The following is a 21,439-nucleotide window of genomic DNA, read 5'->3' as shown; positions in this document are numbered from 1 at the left end:
CCCGGACGGGGTGGGCCGACCGCTCACCCCGTCCGGCGCTCGGGCTGGGCGACCCAGCCGGTGGTGAGCACGAGGCCGCTGCCTCGATCGACCGCGGCGAAGCCGAACGGCCGGTCGAACACCAGGGTGACCCGCTTGACCCGGTACTGCTCCGCGGGCGCGAAGGCGCCCGCCGCGACCGCGCCGACGGCCGTGACGGCGGCGGACTCGAACCCCTCCGCGTCGAACCTGGCCACGACGTCCTGCCGGGCCTGGCCCACGGCCAGCGGCTCGGCGCTGATCCCGGGGAAGTGGCCCCGGCTGGTGTCGGTCACGGTGTCCAGGCCGAAGACGTCCGGCAGGCGCAGCAGGTCGTGCGCCGCCGCGACGGTGAACTTCGGGACGGTCACGTCCAGCTGGTCGTTGGGGTAGGCCGAGGTGACGATCTCGACACCGACGCCGGGCCCCGCGGCCAGGTCCTCGGCCTCGCCGTCACCGTTCAGCGCGCCGATCCCGGCGGCCAGCACCTCGCCCGCGCTCCGGCCCGGCTCGCCGAGCAGGAGGTGGACGTCGATGCCGTCCGTCCCGACCACGCGATGGGATGTCAGCGCCCCCGCCGGGGAGCGGACGACCGACAGCACGCCGGTCAGCGTCACCGTGCGGCGCAGGGCGGTGGCGCCGCCACCGGCCCACGGCCCGCCCTCGAACCCGCCGCGCCGTTCGAAGAACCGCTGGATCCACTGCGTCCGGACGGTCAGTGCCGTCGCCAGCACCAGCCGGACGTCGTCGGTCACCTCCAGCGGCATCGCGGGGATGAGCCCGGCGGTGTGCTCGGCCGCCCAGGCGTCCAGAAGCCGCTGGTCGGCGGCCTTGTCGCCGCTCAGCGTGCCGAGGACGCCGCCCGGCAGGTCGTCCGTCCACGCCTTCTCCAGCGGGAGGGACTCGCGCGCCCACAGCCCCAGGGCCGCCCGGACGGCGGGAGACTCCCGCATGATCGCCAGGATCGTCCGGCCCGCCTCGCCCGCGCGACCGGCGTCGATGCCGATGGCCCGGCTCAGCTCGCCGCGTCCGGGGCCGTCGGCGCCGGAGGCGAGGAAGGCCAGCAGGGGCCAGGCTCCGGCGCCCGCCATGGCCTCCGAGCCACCCGTGCGCGTCGCCGCCCAGCGGGCCGTCAGCGCGTTCGCCGCCGCGACCAGTTCGTTCACGGGTCCACACCCTTCCATGTCGCCACCGGGATCTCCATGCCCGACTTGATCCGTTCGAAGACCGGGAGCGTGTTGAACCTGCGGATGTTGGCGTCGTTCTTGAAGAGCCGGTCGCCGAGCAGCCTGCAGTGCGGCATGTCGGCGACGACCAGCACCACCGCGTAGTCCCACTCGCCCGCGACGGCATAGCACTGCTGCACCTCGGGCGTGGCCAGCATCCGCCCGGCGAACCCCGCGTGGTGCTCGGCCGACTCGTGCTCCAGCGTCACCAGCACGATCGCGGTCAGGCCGCCCGCCACGGCCGGGTCGAGCACCGCGACCTGCCGCTCGATCAGCCCCGAAGCCCGGTAGCGCCCGATCCGCCGCTGGACCGCGCTGGGCGACAGGCCCACCTCCTCGCCCAGGTCGTGCAGCGTGCGTCCGGCGTCGCGTTGCAGCAGGTCGAGCAGCCTGCGGTCGAGGTCGTCCAGCGAGATCACGCAACAATCTTGCGCGCGGGCGGGAAAACTTTCAATCGCCGCCACCGGCGTCCCGATTAGCGTCGGCGTCATGGATCTCCAAGCGCACCGTATCGCCGAGGCGGCCGACACCATCGATCCCGTCTTCCTGAACACCCCCCAATTCTTCGACGAGCACCTCGGCGCCCGGCTCGGCCGCGAGGTCCTGGTCAAGGTCGAGACCGTCAACCCGCTGCGGTGCTTCAAGGGCCGGGGCGCCGATTTCCTCATGAGCGGGCTGCCCCCGTCCAGCCGGGTCGTGTGCGCGTCCTCGGGCAACTTCGGCGCCGCCATGGCCTACACGGGACGCGCCCGGGGCATCCCGGTCGAGGTCTTCGCGGGCTCCGGGCTCAACCCCGCCAAGGCGGCCCGGATGGCCGCGTTCGGCGCCGAGGTGATCACCGTGGACGGCGATCCGCACGGGGCCGCCGCCGAGCACGCCGCCGCGCGGGGCCGCCTGTTCGTCACCGACGGCAAGGAGGCGGCCGTCGCCGAGGGCGCCGGGACCATCGGCCTGGAACTGCTGCGCTCGGGCCCGTTCGACGCCGTCGTCGTCCAGATCGGGGACGGCGCCCTGATCAACGGCGTGGCCCGCTGGTTCAAGGAGCACGCCCCCGCCACCAAGATCATCGGTGTCTGCGCCGTGTCCGCCCCCGCCCTGGCCGAGAGCTGGCGCGCCGGGCACCCGGTGGAGATCGAGCCCGACACCATCGCCGAGGGCATCAACATCGGCAACCCGGTGCCCGAATCGGTCGTCCGCATGCGCGAGCTGGTCGACGACATCGTGCTGGTCGACGACGCCGCCCTGCTGTCGGCCATGGCCCTGGCCCGGGAGACCCTCGGCCTGACCCTCGAACCCGCGGGGGCCGCGGGCCTGGCCGCCGTGGCGTCCCACGACCTTCCGGGAAACCGCGTCGCCACCGTCCTGACCGGCAGCAACCTCAACCCGGCGCTGGCGGCGACCGAGACCCGCCCCGCCGGAGCGGCCATGGCGGGTTAGCCGTATCGCCTGGCGGATTTCCCGGTATCTCGGCGAACGCCGTGGCGCGTACCTTCGCCCCATGACCAAGATCGCCTATCGCGGGAGCGACGGCTGCCCCCTGTACGCCACCGCGCTCGGCCAGGGTCCGCCGCTTGTCCTCCTGCACGCCGGAGGGCCCGACCACCTCAGCATGCTGCCCATCGCCGACGGGCTCGCGGACCTGCGCACCGTCGTGCTCCCCGACATCCGCGGCTACGGCCGCTCGGTCTGCACCGACCCCGTCCGCCACACCTGGGCCCAGTACACCGACGACGTCGTCCGCCTGCTCGACCGTCTCGGCCTCCCCGGCGCCGCCCTGGGCGGCGCCGGGCTCGGGTCCACGATCACCCTGCGCGCGGCCGCGGCCCATCCGTCCCGGGTCGAGGCCGCGGTGCTGATCGGCGTGGAGGACATCGAGGACGACGAGGCCAAGCGGGCCGAGATCCGCTTTCTCGACGCCTTCGCCGCCCGGGTCGAGGCCGACGGCATCGAGGCGGGCTGGGAGCCCATCCTGGCCCAGTTCCCGCCCGTGGTCGGCGCCATGGTCCGCGACGCGATCCCCCGCTCCGACCCGGCCAGCATCGTCGCCGCGGCGGCCATCGCGCACGACCGCTCCTTCCGGCACGTGGACGAGCTGGCGACCATCACCGCGCCGACGCTGGTCTTCCCCGGTACCGATCCCCGCCATCCCACCGCCCTGGCCGAACAGGTGGCCCGCACCCTTCCCAACGGCCACCTGGCGCGAGCCGCCGTCTCCTTCGACCTCCACACTCCCGAAGACCTCGCGCTGGCCCTGGTGCCGGACATCAGGTCCTTCCTCGGTGGTGCGGGGCCGCGCCGGTGAGCACGGAGCGCGACATGTCAGTTATTTACTGCATTGACTGATCGATTGCCTGGACTACTCGGGCGGGGCGTTTTACGCTCGCGTGCGTGGACCTCGAGGTGCGGCACCTACGGGTGGTGTGCGCGATCGCCGACGCGGGCAGCGTCCGCAAGGCGGCCCGCCTGCTGGGGACGACGCAGCCGGCCCTCACCACGCAGCTGACCCGGATCGAGAAGACGCTGGGCGGACGGCTGTTCAGCCGGACCCGCTCGGGCTCCCACCCGACCCCCCTCGGCCGCGTGGTGCTCACCCACGCCCGTTCGGTGATCGAAGGGCTCGACACGCTGGTGGCCGAGGTCCGGATGGCGGTGGGACGCGCGCCCGAGAACGGGGTGCGGCTCGGCTCCACCTTCAGCCGGGTCATCCCGCGCTGGCTGCGCAGGGCGCGGGCGCGCACGCCCGACGCCGAGATCTCCATCCACATCGACGGCTCCGCGCGCACCCTGCTGGAGATGATGGACGACGGGCAGCTCGACGCCGCGTTCGTCCACGAGGTCGAGGGGACGCCGCTGCGGCTGCCCCTCACCTGGGAGGCCCGCGTGCTGGTGGAGCGCGAGCCGGTGTTCATCGCGCTGTCCGACGATCACCCCTCCGCCCAGGCGCCCGAGGTCAAGCTCGCCGACCTGGCGACCGACCGGTGGATGCTCGACACCTCCATCGAGGAGGAGTTGCAGGGCGTCCGGCGGATGTTCGAGGAGGCCGGCCTGCCCGAGCCGGTCTTCGCCCACAGCGGCGACCCCACGTCCGTCGCCGACCTGATCTGCGCGGGCGAGGTGGTCTCGCCGTGCCAGCCCGTCTCGCTCGGGCGTCCGGGCATGACGATCCGCCCGCTGCACGGCGACCCGCTGGCCGTCCGGCTGCTGCTGGTCAGCGCCGCCGGCTTCGAGGGCGCGGAGAACCTGTTCACCGACCTCAAGGCCGCGTACCTGGACGCCGCCCTGGCCGCCCCCGCCTACCGGACCTGGCTGGAGAACTCCGGTCGCGCGATGCCGTCGGAGGAGGGGCTCCTCAGCTCCTCCAACTGGTGACGCAGCCGCGTGCGCAGCTCGGCCAGCGCGGCGATGCGCTCCTCGACCGCGCTCAGCCGCTGCTCGTACAGCTCGACGACGCCCTCGCAGGTCGGCTCGTTCGACAGGTCCCTGGACAGGCACCCGTCGAAGTGGCGCAGGTCGTCGGAGGTGAGCCCGGCGGCCAGCAGCGTCCGGATGTTGCGGACCAGGGTCACCGAGGACGGGTCGTAGTCGCGGTAGCCGTTGCCGGAACGCACCGAGGTGAGAAGCCCCCGCTGCTCGTAGTACCGCAGCGCGCGGGTCGTCGCGCCGGTGCGGCGGGCCAGCTCGCCGATACGCACGTCGCCTCCTAGGTCCGGACCCGTTCCGGCGCCGCCGCCGGGTCGGCGGACGGAAAGAACCGGAAGGAAAGGGCGAACACCAGCATGCCCAATACGGCGAAGAGAACGCTCGCCACGAGCACGCCCGTCGCGCCCGCGCCCGAGAGCGCGGCCCCGCCGACCATGCCCGCGACCGCGATCCCGAGGTACATGGCGCTGGTGTTCAGGGCGAGCGCCTCGGTGCCGGACGGCCCCGCGACCCGCAGCATCCGCGTCTGGATGGGCGAGTTGAACGCCCACCCGCCGATCTGCCAGCAGGCCAGCACGGCCCCGGCCAGGACGATCGGGACGCGTCCCGTCCAGAGCCAGCCGAGCAGCGTGAGCGTCAGCGTGGCGGCCGTCTGGACGCCCAGGGAGAGCGCCACGGTGCGCTCGGGCCCGAACCGGTCGGCGCCGCGCCCGCCCAGCGCGGCCCCGGCGATCCCCGCGACCCCGATCGCGGCGATCAGCACGGCCAGCTCGTCCGGGCTCGCGCCGGACAGGCTCTCGGCGATGGGCGCGATGTAGACGAACGCCATCAGCCCGCCGGACGCGGCCGGAACCATCGCCACCAGCGTGACCAGCACGGCGCCGCCGCTCAGCGGCGCCAGCCGCTGCCGCAGGGTCAGGGCCGGCCCTCGCTCGAGCGGCGGCATGAACAGCGCCAGCCCCAGCGCCACGACCAGGGACAGGACGACGACGAAGGCCATGGTCGAGCGCCAGCCGAAGGTCCCGCCCAGCCAGGTGCCGACCGGGACGCCGGCCACCAGCGAGAGGGTCAGCCCGGTCGCCACCGTCCCCATGGCGCGGCCCATCCTCTCGGGGCCCGACAGTGTCGCCGCCGTGGCGAAGGCCGCGGGCGTCATCATCGACGCCGTGATCGCCGCGAGGATCCGGCAGGCCATCAGCGCGGGGTAGTTCGGGGCCAGGCCCGCCAGCGCGTTCAGGACCGCGAACATCAGCATCCCGGCGATCATGACCGTCCGGCGCGGCAGCCGCGCGGTCAGCACGGCCATCACCGGCGCCGCGACGGCATAGGTCACCGAGAACGCGGTGACCAGCTGCCCGGCCGCGGCCTGGCTGACGTCCAGGTCCTCGGCGACGTCCGGGAGCACACCGGCGATGACGAAGTCGTCGGTGCCGATGGCGAAGGTCAGCAGCGTCAGGCACAGCAACCAGGCGGGAGTCCTCATGCGGCGACGCTAGAACCCTGCCGCCAGCGTCAAGGTCAACCCCTTCCCGGGGTCAGAGGCAGCGGTCGACCTCGGCGGCCAGCTCGTCGGGCGGGCGGCCGTCGACGAGGACGCGGTGGACGTCGACCGTGTCCAGGTCCTTGAGCGCCTGGTCGTAGCCCGCGCGGACGCGTTCGAGGTCGGCGGATCCGGGTGGGCGGTCGCGGACGCGCCGCAGCGCGGTGGCGGTGCCGACATCGAGGTGGACGGCCGTGTCCGGCGGATCGACCCGGAACCGGGCGGCGAGCTCGGCGATCCGCACGGCGGGCGGCCGGTCGAGCAGCGCGACCAGCTCGGCCGCGACGGTGGTGAGGTCGGGGGCGTACGGCAGGCGGGCGCACCAGTCCTCGGCCGCCTCGACGTCGGCGGCGGCCAGCCGCGCGAGCTGGGCGCGGAGCGCGTCCGGGCGGCCGGGACGGGTGACCCGGTCGACGGCCGCGCGGTAGGCGGGAAGGCGGGCCAGCGCGTCCACGATCGGGTGCCGCTCGGAGATCACGGTCCGCACCCCGAGGTCGCCGGTGAAGAACCGTTCGACCGGCCCGTAGGTGCACAGCCGGAGGTAGAGGACGGCGAGCTTCAGGTCGGGGCTGCCGAGCCCGTCGGCCGCGCGGGAGAGCGCGGCCAGGTGCCGCGAGAGGCCGTGCAGCGGGCCGTCGGGGTTCTCGTGGGCGCGCGTGGCCGAAAGCACGACCCTGCGCTCCCCGGACGGCGAGCGCGCGGCCAGCAGCCGGGCGATCGTGGACTTTCCCGATCCCTCGACGCCGACCAGCGCCACCCGCCGGGGTTCAGCGGCCACCGGGACGCTCCCCCATGGCCAGCAGGGCGAGGGCGGTGAGCGCGACGCGATCGGGGAGGCCCCGCGGCGCCGCCTCCGCCACGTCAGGCCGCGGGGCCGGTGGCGCCGCCGCTTCCGGCTCGTCGGGCATCGCCCGCGGCCGTGGCGGGGACTCGGTCACGAGCGCCGCCCGGTGATCATTCCCGCGGCCACGGTGTCATGGGTGGTCTCGTCGATGAGGATGAACCCGCCGGTGAGCCGATTGCGGGCGTAGTCGTCGACGAACAGCGGCTGGGCGACCCGCAGGGTGATGCGGCCGATCTCGTTGAGGCCGAGGCCCCCGGCGGACTCGTCGCGGTGCAGGGTGTTGACGTCCAGCCGGTAGTGCAGGTCCTCGACCCTGGCCTTGGCGGTGCGCGTGGTGTGCTTGACCAGCAGCGACATGCCCGGGACGAGCGGCCGCTCGGCCGACATCCAGCAGACGGTCGCCTCCAGGTCCTGGGCGACCTCGGGACGGTTGTGGGGACGAGCGATCATGTCGCCACGGGAGATATCGATGTCGTCGGCCAGCCGCAGCGTCACCGACATCGGAGCATGAGCCTCGGCCACGGGACCATTGGGCCCGTCGATCCCCGCGATCGTCGTGGTCAGGCCGGACGGCAGATGGACGACCTCGTCACCCGGCTTGAGGACCCCACCCGCGACCTGCCCCGCATACGAGCGGTGCGGGCGGATCACGTACTGCACCGGGAACCGGACGTCGATCAGGTTGCGGTCCGAGGCGATGTGCACGTGCTCCAGATGGTGCAGCAGGGACGAACCGTCGTACCAGGGCATGTTCACGCTGCGGTCGACCACGTTGTCGCCGTGCAGCGCCGAGATCGGGATGAAGGTCAGGTCGCCGATGTCGAGCTTGGCCGCGAACGCCGTGAACTCGTCGAGGATGCCCTCATACGTGGCCTGGTCATAGTCGACCAGGTCCATCTTGTTCACCGCGACGACCAGGTGCGGGACCTTCAGCAGGGTCGCCAGGAAGGCGTGGCGGCGCGACTGCTCCAGGATGCCCTTGCGGGCGTCGACCAGGATGATGGCCAGATCCGCCGTGGACGCCCCGGTCACCATGTTCCGCGTGTACTGGATGTGCCCCGGAGTGTCGGCGATGATGAACTTGCGCCGCGGCGTCGCGAAATACCGATACGCCACGTCGATCGTGATGCCCTGCTCCCGCTCGGCGCGAAGCCCGTCGGTCAGCAGGGCCAGGTCCGTGTAGCCGTCGCCGCGGCCCGCGCTCGCGCGCTCCACCGACTCCAGCTGGTCCTCGAAGATCGACTTGGAGTCGTACAGCAGCCGCCCGATCAGCGTCGACTTGCCGTCGTCGACCGAGCCCGCGGTGGCGAATCGGAGAATGTCCATGGCTAGAAGTAGCCCTCCTTCTTGCGGTCTTCCATCGCCGCCTCGCTGGACCGGTCATCGGCACGGGTCTGACCACGCTCGGTGATCCGCGTCGCCGCGATCTCCTCGATCACCGCGTCCAGACCGTCCGCCGACGACTTCACCGCACCCGTGCAGGACGCGTCCCCCACCGTCCGATACCGCACCATCGCCTCGAACGCGGGCTCGTCCTCACCACGATTGGCATACGGCAGATCGGCCAGCAACATCCCGTCCCGCTCGAACACCATCCGCGAATGCGCGAAATAGATCGGCGGAAGCTCCAACCCCTCACGACGAATGTAATCCCAGATATCCAACTCCGTCCAATTCGACAACGGGAACACCCGAACATGCTCACCCCGCCGAATCCGCGTGTTGAACAAATTCCACAACTCCGGCCGCTGATTCTTCGGATCCCACTGCCCGAACTCATCCCGGAACGACACCACCCGCTCCTTGGCCCGCGCCTTCTCCTCATCCCGGCGCGCACCACCGAACGCCGCATCGAACTCATGCTCCTCGATCGCATCCAGCAACGTCGTGGTCTGCAACCGATTCCGCGACGCCCGACGCCCCGTCTCCTCCACCACCCGACCCCGGTCAATCGACTCCTGCACCGAGGCCACCACCAAACGCACACCCAACTCAGCCACCCGGCGATCCCGATACTCGATCACCTCGGGAAAGTTATGACCCGTATCAACATGCATCACCGGAAACGGCACCGGCGCCGGCGCGAACGCCTTCTGCGCCAACCGCAGCATCACAATGCTGTCCTTACCACCCGAGAACAACAACACCGGCCGCTCGAACTCGGCCGCCACCTCCCGAATGATGTGAATCGACTCGGCTTCGAGAACATCGAGCTGGGACAACGGACTTCTCTCCTGGTTCCCTATCGGACCGGCCGGGCGGCCGCGATGCGGCGGGCCACCAGGGCCGCGTCGCGGCCCACACCCGCCAGCAGCGCCGAGGCGCGGTGCGTCATCCATGGCAGGCCCAGCAGATGCAGGCCCCGCATCGGGCAACGCCCCTGGTCGTGCAGGGGGGCGCCCCGCTCGTCCAGCAGCGCGGCGTCCAGCCATGGCAGGTACGTGCGGTATCCCGTCGCCCAGACCACGGCGGCGGGGGCGACGGTCACGCCGTCCTCGAACTCCAACCGGTCGCCGTCCACGGCCACCAGCCGCCCCACCCGCGTGATGCTCCCGCCGCGGGCGAGCGCGCGCAGGTCGGTGCCGATCACCGGCTCCTTTCCGCGGGACCGCTGCGCCCGGGACACATCGACGGGGGCGTGCAGCATCCCCAGCCGGTCGAACCACTGGAACACGTCGCTGCCCATGAACCGCTGCGGCAGCTGGGGACGCTCCCGTCCGGCCAGGACGACCCGGCGATCCGCCGCGGCCAGCTCGGCCGCGATCTGCGCGCCCGAGTTGCCCGCGCCCACCACGACGACCGTCCCGCCGGGCAGCCGCTCCGGGTTGCGGTAGTCGGCGCTGTGCAGGGAGGGGACCTCCCCGGCCAGGCCGAGCGCCACGCCGGGGACGCAGGGCTCCTGGTACGGCCCCGTCGCCAGGACGACCTGCGCGGCCCGGACCGGTCCGCGCGAGGTCGTGACCGTGAACCCGTCGCCGCCGGTCAGCCCGGTCACCTCGGTGCCCAGGCGGACCGGCAGCTCGAATCGGGCGGCGTACTCGGCCAGGTAGCGCGCCACGGCGTCCTTGCCCGGGTGGTGGCCGCGCGGCCCCGGAAAGGGCCGGCCGGGCAGGCCGTTGTAGCGCGCGGGCGTGAAAAGCCGGAGCGAGTCCCAGCGGTCCCGCCAGGACGAGCCCACCTCCTCGGCCGCGTCCAGGAGCACGAAGTCGGCCTTCATGCGCCCGAGGTGGTAACCCATGGCCAGGCCCGCCTGGCCCGCACCGATGACCGCGATCTCGGTTTCGGTGTCGCTCATGTGGCTCGTGCTCTCTAGTGGGCGGGGGCCAGGTCCAGGAGACGGTCGGCCCAGAGGCGCTCCAGCTCCCGAAGCGTGTCCAGGCCCGCGGACGTGGTGATGTCGAGGCCGAGCTCGGCGAGCGTCGAGGTCCCGTTGGCCTTGCGCAGGATCTCGAAGGTCGTCTCGCTGATCGGCGCCGACTTGGCCGTAGCGTGGTTGTGGGTCAGCCGTCCCGTCTCGGCGCCGTCGGCCGTGACGGTCTTCTCCAGGACCGCGTACCCGGGCAGCGCGAGCACCAGCCGGAGCAGCTGCTCGGGACGCGGCTCGGTCTTGGACACGACCAGGTCGCCGATCACCAGATGGTCGAGCCTGGTCGTCAGGAAGCAGCGGATGCCGTCCTGGACCGAGTCCACGATCGGCTCGGCGTGGTTGTTGAAGGAGGTGTTGAGCACGACCGGGACGCCGGTGCGCTTCTCGAACGCCTCCAGCAGCAGCCAGTACCGCTCGTTGACCGCGCGGTCGACCGCGTGCACCCGGGCGCTGCCGTCCACATGGGTGATGGCGGCCAGCTCGTCCCGCTTCTCCTCGCGGACCGGAACGGTGAACACCATGAAGTCGGGAGCGGGCACGTCCGAGGGGAACTCGAAGTAGTCGCGCAGCCGCTCGGCCTGCACCGAAGGGGCGAAGGGCCGGTAGGACTCGCGGTTCTTCACCATCAGGTTGACCCGGCGGTGGTTCTCCATCGGCCGGGGGTCGGCCAGGATGCTGCGGTTGCCCAGCGCGCGGGGGCCGAACTCCGAGCGTCCCTGCATCCAGCCGATGACCCTGCCGTCGGCCAGCAGACCGGCGGCCTCCTCCTCGACCCGGTCCGAGCGGCGGACGGTGAGGAACCCGTCCCACGCGGCCAGCAGCCGCTCCGCCTCGGACTCGGCGGGGAGCGGCGGGCCCCAGAACACGTCCCTGACCCGCTCGCGCGGCAGGCTTCCCGCGTGCTCCCTGTGGACCTTGAGCGCCGCGCCGAGGGCCGCGCCCGCGTCGTGGGACGCCGGATGGACGAACACGTCCGCGAACGACCAGCCGGACAGCAGCTTGCCGTTGAGCGTGCAGTTCTGGCCGACCCCGCCCGCGATGGCCAGGCGCCGGTGGCCGGTCTTCCACCGCCAGTGCTCGATCATGTGGGTGGCCAGCCGCTCGGTGGCCCGCTGGAGCGCGGCGGCGAAGTCCATGTGCCGCTGGGTCATCTCCTCGCCCTTGCGGCGCGGGACGATCCCGGCCCGCAGCGCCAGGAGCTTGAGCCGGGTGTGGTCCATGTCGAAATGGCCGTCGGGGCGCAGCTGGTAAAGGTCGTCGAACATCGACGCGTAGGCGTCGGGATCGCCGTAGGGCGCCAGGCCCATCACCTTGTACTCGTCGAACAGCCGGTACCCGATGATCTCGGTGCCGGCGGTGTAGAGGTGACCGATGGAGCGGTCGATGCCCTTGGACCCCAGCAGCTCGACCTGGTCGCCGGTGGCGCTGTAGAAGGACGTCGAGACGCCCTCGCCCTGGCCGTCCATCACCATGACCAGGGCGTCGTCGTAGCCCGACTGGGGGTAGGTGGAGTAGGCGTGCGACTCGTGGTGCGGGACGAACTCCATCACCTCGTCCGGCAGGTCGTGGTCGAACAGCTCGCGGACGCGCTCGGCGATGAGCCGCCGGGTCCACTTGACCTCGACGCCGGGGTGCTGGGTGTAGAGCTGGAACAGCACCTTGTCGACCCATTCCTCCGCGAAGAAGAACGCGATCTTGTCGACGTCGCCGATGGAGATTCCGGCCCGGTCCAGGCAGGCGCGGATCGCGTCCCCGGGGAAGCGGTTGGTGTGCTTGATGCGGCTGAGCCGTTCCTGCTCCACCGCGGCGACCACCCGGCCGTCCCGGAGCAGGACGGCCGAGGAGTCGTGGAAGAAATACTCCGGCAGCCCGGGGACGAAGTCCTCGTTGGGCCGCGAGAAGAAACAGTTGATGCCCAGCACGTACATCGTGGTTCCCCTTCCAGGGTGGCGTGGGTCAGCGGCCGGTGGGCACGACCGCCGAGGTGCCGATGCTCCGGCCCGTCCGGTCGAGGGCCTCGACCTTGACCAGGCGGGGCATCGAGGACGGCCGGACGGCCGTGTCGAACCCGTTCCACGGCGCCTCACCGACCGGCTTGAGCGCCTCGGGCGAGTCACCGCCGAGCACGCGCCAGCGGGCGGCGGCCGTGGCGCCGTTCCAGATGGCGTGGACGGTCCCGTCGGCGGCGACCGACGCGGTCGGCGCCTCGGCCGGGCTGCCGTTCCACTCGGCGCGGTAGGCGCGGTAGCTGCTCCACCCGGCGGGCAGGGTGGCGTCCCACACCAGCCGTCCCGACCGGGAGAACTCCGAGATCCTGGAGCTGGAGCCCCAGCTGACGAAGGTGCCCCCGCCCGGGAGTGCCTGGGCGCCGCCCTCGTTCTCTACCGAGGGACGGGCGTCGTGCACGTCCTGCCGGACGAACTCGGTGGTGCGGCGCTCGGGGTCGATCCGCACCCGCACGACCCGCGACTCCCAGCCGGGGGCGCCCGCGACGCTGCCGTTGTCGAAGATCCGGTAGGTGTCGCGGCCGTCGGCCTTGGCGTCGTGCTGCCAGTTGAAGCGGACGCCGACGCCGAGCCGGAACGTGCTGTGCCGTCCGCCCAGCCGCCAGATGATCTTCCCGGTCGTGCGGTGCACCTTGTAGACGGTGGAGGTGGTCCGGCCCGAGATCAGCAGGTTGCCGTCGGTGTCCAGGCCCGCCGAGTTGACGTGGAAGTAGTCGAACGGCCCGCCCTTGGCCAGCGCCACCGGGACGTCGCTCTGGGTGATCGGGACGTGGGCCAGGCTGCTCCACCGCAGCACGCGGCGGCCGGTGGCCACGTCGATCTCCTCGACGACGCTGTCGACGACCTGGCCGTCCCTGGGCCCGCCCACCGGCGTCAGGTCGTAGGGGACGGTGCGGTAGCTGGTGACCAGCGCGGTGCCCCTGGGCGTCAGCTCGAATTCGTGGAGGTCGGGCGCGTGGTCGCCCTCGGGCTTCACGGTGGCGATGACCCGGTAGCTCGAGTCGGCGATGTAGCCGACGCCCTTGCCGATCCCGGTGTTGGTCGCCGACCCCTGCCACCAGGTCAGCACGGGCTTGCCCCGGTAGCGCTGGACGCGCAGGTCGGTGGCGTACTCGCCGGTGGGAAGCCGCTTGAACCACACCGGACGGCCCTTGTCGTCCAGGATCTGGGGGCCGTGCGCCGCCGCCGGGGTCTTCGGCGACTGCGGGGTCGCGAAGATGAGGCCGCTCGCCTTCCCGGGGCGGCTGGCGACCACCGTGAACCGAGGCGTCCCGGTGTCCGGCGCGGCCGCCGCGCTCGGCACGGCGGTCCGCCGGGCCCCGTCGGGCAGGGCGGCCATGGCCGAGGCGGCGCCGAGCACCAGCACCGTTCCCAGCCCGCTCAGCACGACGGCGGGCCGTCGCGGGTTTACAGAGATCACGGTTCTACTTCCTCCAGGAGTCCGGGCCGCCCGAGAACGGGAGCTGCTTGGCGGGGGGCCGGGGCCGGGCCGGACACGGAGCGGACGTGTCCGGCCCGGGCCGCTCAGCCCGGCCCGCTCAGACCGGGCGGTCAGGCCGGGACGGTCCGTCCGCTGTCGGAGATCCACTGGTTGAGGCGGTCCTTGGCGACCGAGTCCGACTCCTGGGCGACGGCGCGCGGCGGCGCCTTGAACAGCCACGCCGACACCCACTCGTCCACCGCGACGTCGCCGCGGTCCATCGCCAGCTTGGCGATGCGGGCCGCGTCGATGACCACGCCCGCGGAGTTGGGCGAGTCGGGGACGGTGAGCTGCACCTCCATGTCGATCGGCGCGCCGCCGAAGCCCTGGCCCTCGCAGCGGATGAAGGCCTTCTTGGTGTCGCCGAGGAACTTCACGTAGTCGGAGGGGCCGATGTGCACGCTGTCGTCGTCCAGTTCGCCGTCGTAGGCGTCGGTCACCGCGGAGGTCTTGGACTTGCGCTTGGAGGCCAGGCGGTCCCGCTCCAGCATGTTGTAGAAGTCCATGTTGCCGCCGACGTTGAGCTGGTACGTCCGCTCCAGGGTGATGCCCCGGTCGGAGAACGCGCGCACCAGCGCGCGGTGCAGGTAGGTGGCGCCGAGCTGCGACTTGATGTCGTCGCCGATCAGCGGCAGCCCCGCGGCGCGGAACCGCTCGCGCCACTCGTCGTTGGAGGCGATGAACGCCGGGATGTTGTTGACGAACGCCGTCCCGGCCCTGAGCGCCGCCGCGGCCCACCACTCGGTCGCCGCCTGCGAGCCGACCGGCAGGTAGTTGAGCAGGACGTCGACCCTGGCGGCCCTGATCTGCTCGATGATCTCCTCGGCGCCCTGGTCGGACAGCTCGGTGGCCAGGCCGATCCGCTCCTGGTACCGCACGCCGGCGCCGTCCAGCGTCGGGGCGCGCAGCACCTCGATGTCGGAGCCGACCGGCAGCAGGTCGCCCTGCGGGATGCCGACGTCGAGGTTCTGGCCGGCGGTGCGCGCCGACCACAGGTCCTTGCCGACCTTCTCGGTGTCGACGTCCCACGCGGCGACGGGCTCCAGCGAGCCCGCGTCGTAGGGGCCCACCCGCGGGAACATCAGTCCCGAGGTGACCTCGGGGTTGGCCCGGTAGAAGGCCGTGCCCTCGATCAGGGCCCGCGCGCAGTTCCCGATCCCGATGATGCCGACCCGAATCTGGGGTGTATTCATGTCATCAGCCTTCTGCGATCGTTTCCATGAGGGTGCAGACCTGTTCGATCTCGTCGTCGTCCCAGGTCATGGGGGGACTGGCCTCGGTTCCCAGGCACAGGGTCCCCGCTGCCGCGCGTTCCGCCGAGGGAAGCGCGGGTCGATCCGATGTCTGGAATGCCGGGTGGTCGTGCAGAGGCAACGCGCCCCAGCGGTGGGTGGGAACACCCAGGCCGGCCAGCGTCTTCTCCATCCGATCGGCGCGCTCGGGGTCCCAGTCACGGGCCCCGAACCGCACCTTGTGCCACCCGGGCTCCGCCCCTTCGGGGGCGTGCTGGCGCCAGAGGCCCAGCTGGTCCATCGTCTTGTGGACGCGTTCGGTCACCTCGCGGGACCGTGCGACCCAGCGGTCCAGGCTCTCCAGCCGATGCGCCACCATCGCCATGGACAGCTCGGAGGGCCGCCAGTTGTGCCCGCCCGGCCACACCACGCCCGCGTTCGAGCGGCTGCGTCCCGCCGGGACGCCGTAGTCGCGCAGCTCGCGCAGGTGATCGGCCAGCGCCGAATCGGTGGTGGTCACCGCGCCGCCATCCGGAGCGGTCACCATCTTCGCCGAGGAGAACGACCAGGCGTGGGTCCCGACGGAACCGACGTGGCGGCCGTTCACCCGCGTCCCGAGCGCCTGGCAGGCGTCGGTCAGCACCGCCGCGCGGTCCAGGCCGTGCGGGACCCCGTGCAGGTCGACGGCGATGACCAGGTCGGCGCCGCGCGCGGCGTCCGGATCGAGCGTCAGGGTGTCCGGACGCACGTCGCGGAACCGCAGGTCCACGCCGATGTGCCGGGCGCCGGTGACGGTGCCGGCGAAGGTCAGGGCGGGAACCGCCACGCTGGTCCCCGCGACGGCGCCCATGGCGTGCAGCGCCGCGTGCAGTGCGGAGGTACAGCTGTTGAAGGCCACCGCGTACGGGGCGCCGGTCAGGTCCTCCATCCGGCGCTCGACCTCTTCGGTCCAGGGTCCGTCGGTCCAGGCGCGGGAACCGGCGGCCTCGGTGATGAGGGCCATCTCCCGCACACTGGGCTCGGTCGGCCAGCGCCTGTGGTCAAGCTGGAGCACGGTCACCTTGCTCCCCTCGGGCCGGTCAGGAAATCCGATGGGCTGTTTCTCGTCGTTGCCGAGTTACGGCGAACCACTGAACCTGATATGACGACCTCCTTACCGAATTGGCCATCGCCGCGCCTTGCGGGCGCGGGCCGGGCATTTTTCGAAAAGGCCCGACAATGCACAAGTCTGCTGGGACGTCATCCCGGTGATAACCCCTGAGTGGTCGCGCTTACGCGCTACCCAGATGGGCATGCCTGACCGAGACGCGAGGAGCCAGCGCGCCCTCGACGGCGACGGCGGCCACGTATCCGGACGGCACCGGGACGTCGCGGAAGGACCAGTCGCCCCCGAGCTCGCCGCGTGGATCGCGGACGGTGGCCCCGGCGGTCACCGGCACCCGAAGCCCTTGGACCAGGCGGCCTCCCGCCGCCTTGACCACGGCTTCCTTGCGCGTCCAGAGCCGCAGGAACCGCTCGGCCCTCTCGGCGGGACCGGCCGCCCGGACGAGCCCGGCCTCGGCCGGGGGAAAGAACCGGGCGGCGAAGGGCTCGATCGGCAGGCCCGGCCTCGGCCGGTCGACATCGACACCGACCTCGCCGTGCCTGGTCACCGCGACGAGCGCGAGCCCACCCGAATGGGAAAGGTTGAACCGCAGATCGCGCCCGCCCGCGAGCCCGGGTTTTCCATGGCGTCCTCGTTGCCAGTCCAGCTCTTCGGGGGAAACTCCGAGATAACGGCCCAGAATCCGCCGCAGGCCACCGCGCGCCATGACGAATCGCCGCCGATCGTCGTCGAATCGGCAGCGGGCGGCGCGCTCGCGCTCGGCGGGGGAAAGGGTCTCCGCCAGCGCCGCCAGCGTGGCCGGCGGGGCGTCCAGGGAGAGCGTCCAGACGTCCACCGCCGGGCCCCGGCTCATGGTTCGGCCCGGCTCAGCCGCCGGACGAACCGCGCCGCGGCCAGCACGGCCAGCACGCCGCCGACGTTGCAGACCGCGATCGTCCAGTAGAGGGCGCCGGGATCGTCCCAGGCGCGGGCCAGCCAGCCGCCGATCCCGATGACCCCGGCCGAGTAGACGGTGTTGAGCGCGATCACCAGCGGCCCGCCGCCGATCTGCTCGATCGCGGTGAGGGACATCAGCACCAGCCCGAACGACACGTAGGTGAGCCCGACCACGACCAGGTACCGGCCGGTCTCGTCGGCGGTGCGCGAGTCGCCCGCCATCAGCAGTCCGATCAGGTCGCGCCCGAGCCAGGCGACCAGCGCCAACACGACGTACACCAGCGCGGCGACGCGCAGGCCCGCGCGCATCGTCGCCGCCAGCCACGCCTGCCGTCCGGCGCCGCGCTGCTGGTTCATGACGATCGCCGTGGCCGAGCCGAGCGCGATCGCCGGGATGATGACCAGGCTCTGGACGGTGGCGGCGGTGGAGAACCCGTTGCGCACCTTGGGCCCGAACGGGCCCAGCACCCAGAGCAGGGCCAGGTTGGTCGCGAAGATCAGAACGTAGGAGACGCCGACGGGAACGCCCACCGACAGCAGCCGCCGGGCGGCCTCGGGACGCCACCCGACCGGCGCCCACACGCCCGCGCGGCGCAGGTGGAAAAGCCCGAGCACGGTGCCCGAGACGCCCGCGGCGACCGTCGCCACGGGCACCGCCATCACGCCGAGCGGGGTGCCGTAGCCGAGCGCGGCCACCCCGCCGATCTCGATCGCCGCGTTGGACAGGGTGATCGAGGCCGCGGCCCCGGCCCGTCCGACGCCGCGCAGGCTGGAGGCCGACAGCACCGGTCCGAGCAGCGCGATGTTGGCCACGCTCATCCAGCGCAGGAACGACACGAAGCCGCCCCTGACGCCGGGCTCCACCTGGAGGAGATCGGCCAGGAGCGGCGCGGCGCCCAGGAGGACGGCGCTCAGCGCCAGCCCCGTGACGGCCCAGATCCCGGCCATGCTGAGCGCCATGGCCGGGATCTCGGCGATCCGGTCGCGGCCGCGGCAGAGCGCGGCCGCGGCCTGGTTGCTGACGTCGAAGGCCATCTGGATCGCCAGGAAGAGGAAGGCCATCGGCATGTAGAGGGCCCGGATGGACAGGTCGTTGATGCCCATCCGGGACACCATGGCCAGCACGGTGATCGGCACGAAGACGCCGACGACGCCGCCCAGGGTCATCGGGCGGGCCAGCCGGACGATCGAGCTCCGCAGTTCCCGGTCCCCGGGTGCCGGCCCCGCTGTCACGGGGCCGGCGTCAATCACGGGCGAATCTTCCCTGCATCAGCCCGGTGAACAGGTTGAGCTTGTGGATGTTGCCGGTGCCCTCCATGAACTCCACGGCGCGGGCGTCCCGGGCGAGCTTGTCCAGCAGGGGGTGCTCGAGCCGGGCGCCGGGGCCGAAGAAGCCGAGCGCCTCCAGCGTCGCCTCCTCGGCGACCCGCGACGCGCGCGCCTTGGCCGCCGACGCCAGGTAGCCCGCGGCCTTGTCGCCCGCGTCCACCGCGATGGACGACCGCCAGATGAGCTGCCGGACGCCCTCAAGGCGAAGGCCGAGCCGGTCGAGCCCGAGCCGCTCGCTCGCGGTGAGCGCGGTCCGGTTGGCCAGCACGTACTCGTAGGCGGCCCGCGCTATGCCCAGGCCGAACGCGGCGACACCGGGACGCAGCCGGTTGAGCCCCTGGACGGCGCTCCACATGCCGCGCTGGGTGGGCTTGAGGTGCCGCCCGAGCACCTGGTCGGCCGGGACCGGCACGTCGTCCATCGTCACGGCCGTGATGCGCAGGCCGCGCAGGCCGATGGAGTCCAGCGGCTCGGCCCTGAAGCCGGGCGAGGCCGTCTCGGCCAGGACCGCGGTCACGCCGAGCGGGCCCGGACGGGTCCGCGCGAAGACGACGCCGAGATCGGCGCGGGCCGCGTTGCCGATGTAGCGCTTGGCGCCGTTGAGCACGAAGTCGCCGTTGCCGTCAGGGGTGAGCGTGGTCTGCATCGCCCCCGCGTCGGACCCCCGGTCGGGTTCGGTCAGCGCGAAGAAGGTCCAGGTGGGCTTCTCCAGGATGCGGCCGAAGAACCACTTCTTCTGCTGCTCGTCGCCGAGCGCGTCGACCAGCACGCCCGACATCACCGGGCCCGGCGCCGACAGCAGCATGGCCGCGTCGCCGACGGCGGTCTCCTCCACGAACACGACCCGCTCCAGGGTTCCGGTGCCGTAGAAGCGGTGGCCGTCGACCACCACGGGGTCGTCGTTGTACTCCGGCGGGATCGGCATCCGGGTCAGGTACGACACGGCCGCCACGTCCAGGTGGCGGTAGATCGCATCGGGGTCCCGGTCGAGCTCCAGGGCCAGCGGCTTGAGCTCCTGTGCCCAGTCGCGCGCGCACCGCTGGATCGCGCGCATCCTGTCGTCCAACTCGATCATGTCGACTCCCCGTCGTGGGCGGGACCGATGTAGGCGTCGGCGAGCAGCTCGGAGACCCGGGCCACCTGGCCGGGGCCGTCCTGGAGGAAGCTGGACGCGCCCAGCAGGCGCAGCCCCATCCGGTCGGCGCGGGTGATCTGGGTGTTCAGGTCGGCCAGGGTGTTGTGGCCGAGCTCGCCCGGGACGGCGCCGTCCAGCAGGGTCTCGATCTCCAGGTGCTCGATGAGCACCTCGGCGACATCGCCCTTGATCATCTGCTGCTGGAGCAGCTTGGCGTCGCCGACGGTGCGCCCGTTCAGATAGGCGAACGCGGCGTCGAAGATCCGCTCGGACAGGCCGAGGCGGAGCCAGGTCAGCCCGAGCGCCCAGGCCTCCACCGGCGCCGGGCCGGCCCCGGCCGGGGGCTCGGCCGCGTTCTTGACGGCGACGACGGTGCCGCCCTCCACCGGCAGCGTCTCCAGGACGGTTTCGAGCCCGGCCGAGCGCGGCGCGATCCGCCCGGCCGCCCAGGCCGAGCCGAAGGTGCCGACCAGGTCGCCGGGCACCACCGCGTGTCCGGCGGGGCCGCAGGGCAGCGCGCCGGCGCTCTCGCACAGCAGGGTCAGCGCGGGCACGACGCCTTCGCGGCGGCCCGCGCGCCGGTAGCGGGCCCATTCGGCGGCGACGGCGGTCGGGCTGGTCATGCGCCCTCCTCGAGGTCCATGGTGCTGACGCACAGGTAACGCAGGGTGCTGTCGTAGTCGGCGACGGCCACGCGGCGCGCCCCGTCCTCCCGGAGGCCGGGCAGCGCGTCGCCGAGCGCCGACCAGGGGCCGGTGCAGGGGCGTCCCTCGGGCACCGGCCGGACGTCGTGTCCCGGCCCCAGCGCGCCGGGGTCGATCCCCGGGCCCGCGATGACGGTCGCCGGGGGCCCGGCGAGCAGCGCGGCCAGCGCCTCGCCGACCGCCTCCGGCGCCACCTCGGTGAGCTGGCGCGTCACGGGTTCGCCCGCGTCGCCCTCGGGGCCGAAGACCAGGCCCACCACGCTGTCGTGCAGCGGCACGTGGTCGGCGCCGGTCGTGTCGTACAGGAAGGTCCGCTGGTCGAGCAGCACGACCAGGGCCCGCCCGAAGGCGTCGGCGCGGCCGTACTCGGCGACCAGCCGCAGCGCGGTGAATCCGGCGGCGACACCCTGGTCGGACAGGTTGAACGACAACGGGTCGCCGGGCACCGCCTCGGCCAGGTAGCACGAGGGCGAGCGCCGCGGATCGGCGTCCGGCACGGTGTTGGCCACCAGCACCAGGTCGGGCGGGTCCATGGGCAGGAGCTCGGCCAGCAGCTCCTCGGTCATCTCGGTGAAGGTGTTGCGGACGCCGTGCTCGAACAGCTCGGCGACGAAGTCCAGCGAGTAGGGCCGCGCGAGGTCGGCCTGCATCCTGGCCAGGCCCGGCTCCACCGGGTCGGGCAGGAACGGCCTGCCGGTCGCGAACGTCCGGCTCACCACGCGGGACAGGCGCAGCGGCGCCCGCCCGGCCGGCGCCGGGGCACCGGCCGGGCGGGGTGAGGTGGCGAGGTACATCCCGGTCAGGCCCCCGCCTGCTCGTCGGCCTGCTCCTTGACGAACGTGGCCAGCGTCCCGACGGTCTCGAAGTGGCGCTGCTCCAGCGTGTCGGTGTCGAACTCGATGTCCAGCTCCTCCTCGATGGCCATCAGCAGCCCGAGGACGGTCGTGGAGTCCAGGCCGAGCTCGTCGAACAGGCGGCTGTTCTCGCCGATGGTGGCGGCGTCCAGCTGGGTCGACTCGGCCAGCGAGCCGACGATCGTGGCGACCGCCCGGCCGTGCAGGTCGGCGGCGCCGGTGTTCAGGGTGGTGTTCTCCATC

The 21,439-nt window shown here is 72.5% G+C and carries 22 protein-coding genes; 3 read left to right on the top strand and 19 right to left on the bottom strand.

Translation table 11 applies throughout. The features are described from left to right. Positions 1-23 precede the first annotated feature (23 nt). The gene (locus tag ACQPY4_RS00900; RefSeq protein ID WP_433331332.1) at positions 24-1,184 is read right to left on the bottom strand and encodes a serpin family protein; all 1,161 of its coding nucleotides are present in this window, start codon (positions 1,182-1,184) and stop codon (positions 24-26) included. Beyond that, complete coding sequence (locus ACQPY4_RS00895; protein ID WP_433331330.1) at positions 1,181-1,663, bottom strand: Lrp/AsnC family transcriptional regulator; 483 nt, start codon at positions 1,661-1,663, stop codon at positions 1,181-1,183. Before ACQPY4_RS00895 ends, ACQPY4_RS00900 begins: the two co-directional genes overlap by 4 nt. 70 nt (positions 1,664-1,733) lie before the next feature. Between ACQPY4_RS00895 and ACQPY4_RS00890 the strand changes: the two genes are divergently transcribed. The 3 genes from ACQPY4_RS00890 to ACQPY4_RS00880 all read left to right on the top strand — a co-directional run bounded on the left by ACQPY4_RS00890 (position 1,734) and on the right by ACQPY4_RS00880 (position 4,613). Next, positions 1,734-2,681, top strand: a complete 948-nt coding sequence (locus ACQPY4_RS00890; protein ID WP_433331328.1) for a threonine ammonia-lyase — start codon at positions 1,734-1,736, stop codon at positions 2,679-2,681. A gap of 61 nt (positions 2,682-2,742) precedes the next feature. Then, positions 2,743-3,546, top strand: a complete 804-nt coding sequence (locus ACQPY4_RS00885; RefSeq protein ID WP_433331326.1) for an alpha/beta fold hydrolase — start codon at positions 2,743-2,745, stop codon at positions 3,544-3,546. Between the two features lie 86 nt (positions 3,547-3,632). Beyond that, positions 3,633-4,613 carry a LysR family transcriptional regulator gene (locus tag ACQPY4_RS00880; protein ID WP_433331324.1) on the top strand — a complete coding sequence of 327 codons (981 nt, stop codon included), beginning with the start codon at positions 3,633-3,635 and terminating at the stop codon, positions 4,611-4,613. Here the strand turns inward: ACQPY4_RS00880 and ACQPY4_RS00875 are convergent. From ACQPY4_RS00875 to ACQPY4_RS00795, 17 genes are all read right to left on the bottom strand, one after another. Further along, positions 4,538-4,936, bottom strand: a complete 399-nt coding sequence (locus ACQPY4_RS00875; protein ID WP_433331322.1) for a MerR family transcriptional regulator — start codon at positions 4,934-4,936, stop codon at positions 4,538-4,540. The genes ACQPY4_RS00880 and ACQPY4_RS00875 overlap by 76 nt on opposite strands. A gap of 8 nt (positions 4,937-4,944) precedes the next feature. Continuing rightward, positions 4,945-6,147, bottom strand: a complete 1,203-nt coding sequence (locus ACQPY4_RS00870; RefSeq protein ID WP_433331320.1) for an MFS transporter — start codon at positions 6,145-6,147, stop codon at positions 4,945-4,947. Positions 6,148-6,199: 52 nt separating this feature from the next. Then, positions 6,200-6,982, bottom strand: a complete 783-nt coding sequence (locus ACQPY4_RS00865; protein WP_433331318.1) for a hypothetical protein — start codon at positions 6,980-6,982, stop codon at positions 6,200-6,202. Next, on the bottom strand, positions 6,972-7,112 hold the full coding sequence (locus tag ACQPY4_RS00860; protein ID WP_433331316.1) for a hypothetical protein: 141 nt from the start codon (positions 7,110-7,112) through the stop codon (positions 6,972-6,974). Before ACQPY4_RS00860 ends, ACQPY4_RS00865 begins: the two co-directional genes overlap by 11 nt. A gap of 26 nt (positions 7,113-7,138) precedes the next feature. Then, a complete protein-coding gene (locus ACQPY4_RS00855) occupies positions 7,139-8,374 on the bottom strand; it encodes a sulfate adenylyltransferase subunit 1 (RefSeq protein ID WP_433331314.1) in 1,236 nt (411 codons plus the stop codon). A gap of 2 nt (positions 8,375-8,376) precedes the next feature. Continuing rightward, complete coding sequence (gene cysD / locus ACQPY4_RS00850; protein ID WP_433339242.1) at positions 8,377-9,294, bottom strand: sulfate adenylyltransferase subunit CysD; 918 nt, start codon at positions 9,292-9,294, stop codon at positions 8,377-8,379. Next, the gene (locus tag ACQPY4_RS00845; RefSeq protein WP_433331312.1) at positions 9,291-10,343 is read right to left on the bottom strand and encodes a flavin-containing monooxygenase; all 1,053 of its coding nucleotides are present in this window, start codon (positions 10,341-10,343) and stop codon (positions 9,291-9,293) included. The genes cysD and ACQPY4_RS00845 overlap by 4 nt, the downstream gene beginning before the upstream one ends. Positions 10,344-10,357: 14 nt before the next feature. Next, positions 10,358-12,343, bottom strand: coding sequence for a carbamoyltransferase family protein (locus ACQPY4_RS00840; RefSeq protein WP_433331310.1), 1,986 nt, complete (start codon positions 12,341-12,343; stop codon positions 10,358-10,360). 28 nt (positions 12,344-12,371) lie between these two features. Further along, positions 12,372-13,841: an arylsulfotransferase family protein gene (locus tag ACQPY4_RS00835; RefSeq protein WP_433331308.1), complete on the bottom strand. Its 1,470-nt coding sequence runs from the start codon at positions 13,839-13,841 to the stop codon at positions 12,372-12,374. A 131-nt stretch (positions 13,842-13,972) separates the two neighbouring features. Beyond that, positions 13,973-15,094: an inositol-3-phosphate synthase gene (locus ACQPY4_RS00830; RefSeq protein WP_433331306.1), complete on the bottom strand. Its 1,122-nt coding sequence runs from the start codon at positions 15,092-15,094 to the stop codon at positions 13,973-13,975. 4 nt (positions 15,095-15,098) lie between these two features. Next, positions 15,099-16,193 carry a DegT/DnrJ/EryC1/StrS family aminotransferase gene (locus ACQPY4_RS00825; RefSeq protein WP_433331304.1) on the bottom strand — a complete coding sequence of 365 codons (1,095 nt, stop codon included), beginning with the start codon at positions 16,191-16,193 and terminating at the stop codon, positions 15,099-15,101. A gap of 211 nt (positions 16,194-16,404) precedes the next feature. After that, positions 16,405-17,091, bottom strand: coding sequence for a 4'-phosphopantetheinyl transferase family protein (locus ACQPY4_RS00820; protein WP_433331302.1), 687 nt, complete (start codon positions 17,089-17,091; stop codon positions 16,405-16,407). Further along, positions 17,088-18,407, bottom strand: coding sequence for an MATE family efflux transporter (locus ACQPY4_RS00815; RefSeq protein WP_433331300.1), 1,320 nt, complete (start codon positions 18,405-18,407; stop codon positions 17,088-17,090). The genes ACQPY4_RS00820 and ACQPY4_RS00815 overlap by 4 nt, the downstream gene beginning before the upstream one ends. A 10-nt stretch (positions 18,408-18,417) precedes the next feature. Next, positions 18,418-19,578 (bottom strand): acyl-CoA dehydrogenase family protein, encoded by a 1,161-nt coding sequence (locus ACQPY4_RS00810; RefSeq protein ID WP_433331298.1) that lies wholly within the window; start codon positions 19,576-19,578, stop codon positions 18,418-18,420. Further along, on the bottom strand, positions 19,575-20,261 hold the full coding sequence (locus ACQPY4_RS00805; protein WP_433331296.1) for a hypothetical protein: 687 nt from the start codon (positions 20,259-20,261) through the stop codon (positions 19,575-19,577). The genes ACQPY4_RS00810 and ACQPY4_RS00805 overlap by 4 nt, the downstream gene beginning before the upstream one ends. Continuing rightward, complete coding sequence (locus ACQPY4_RS00800) at positions 20,258-21,136, bottom strand: hypothetical protein (protein WP_433331294.1); 879 nt, start codon at positions 21,134-21,136, stop codon at positions 20,258-20,260. The genes ACQPY4_RS00805 and ACQPY4_RS00800 overlap by 4 nt, the downstream gene beginning before the upstream one ends. A 5-nt stretch (positions 21,137-21,141) precedes the next feature. Continuing rightward, positions 21,142-21,438, bottom strand: a complete 297-nt coding sequence (locus ACQPY4_RS00795) for an acyl carrier protein (protein ID WP_433331292.1) — start codon at positions 21,436-21,438, stop codon at positions 21,142-21,144. Position 21,439: the final 1 nt, after the last annotated feature.

The organism is Spirillospora sp. CA-294931, from assembly GCF_050946795.1.
GTDB lineage: Bacteria > Actinomycetota > Actinomycetes > Streptosporangiales > Streptosporangiaceae > Spirillospora.
Note: the sequence above shows the minus strand (reverse complement) of the source record. Positions and strands in the feature narration are given on the sequence as shown.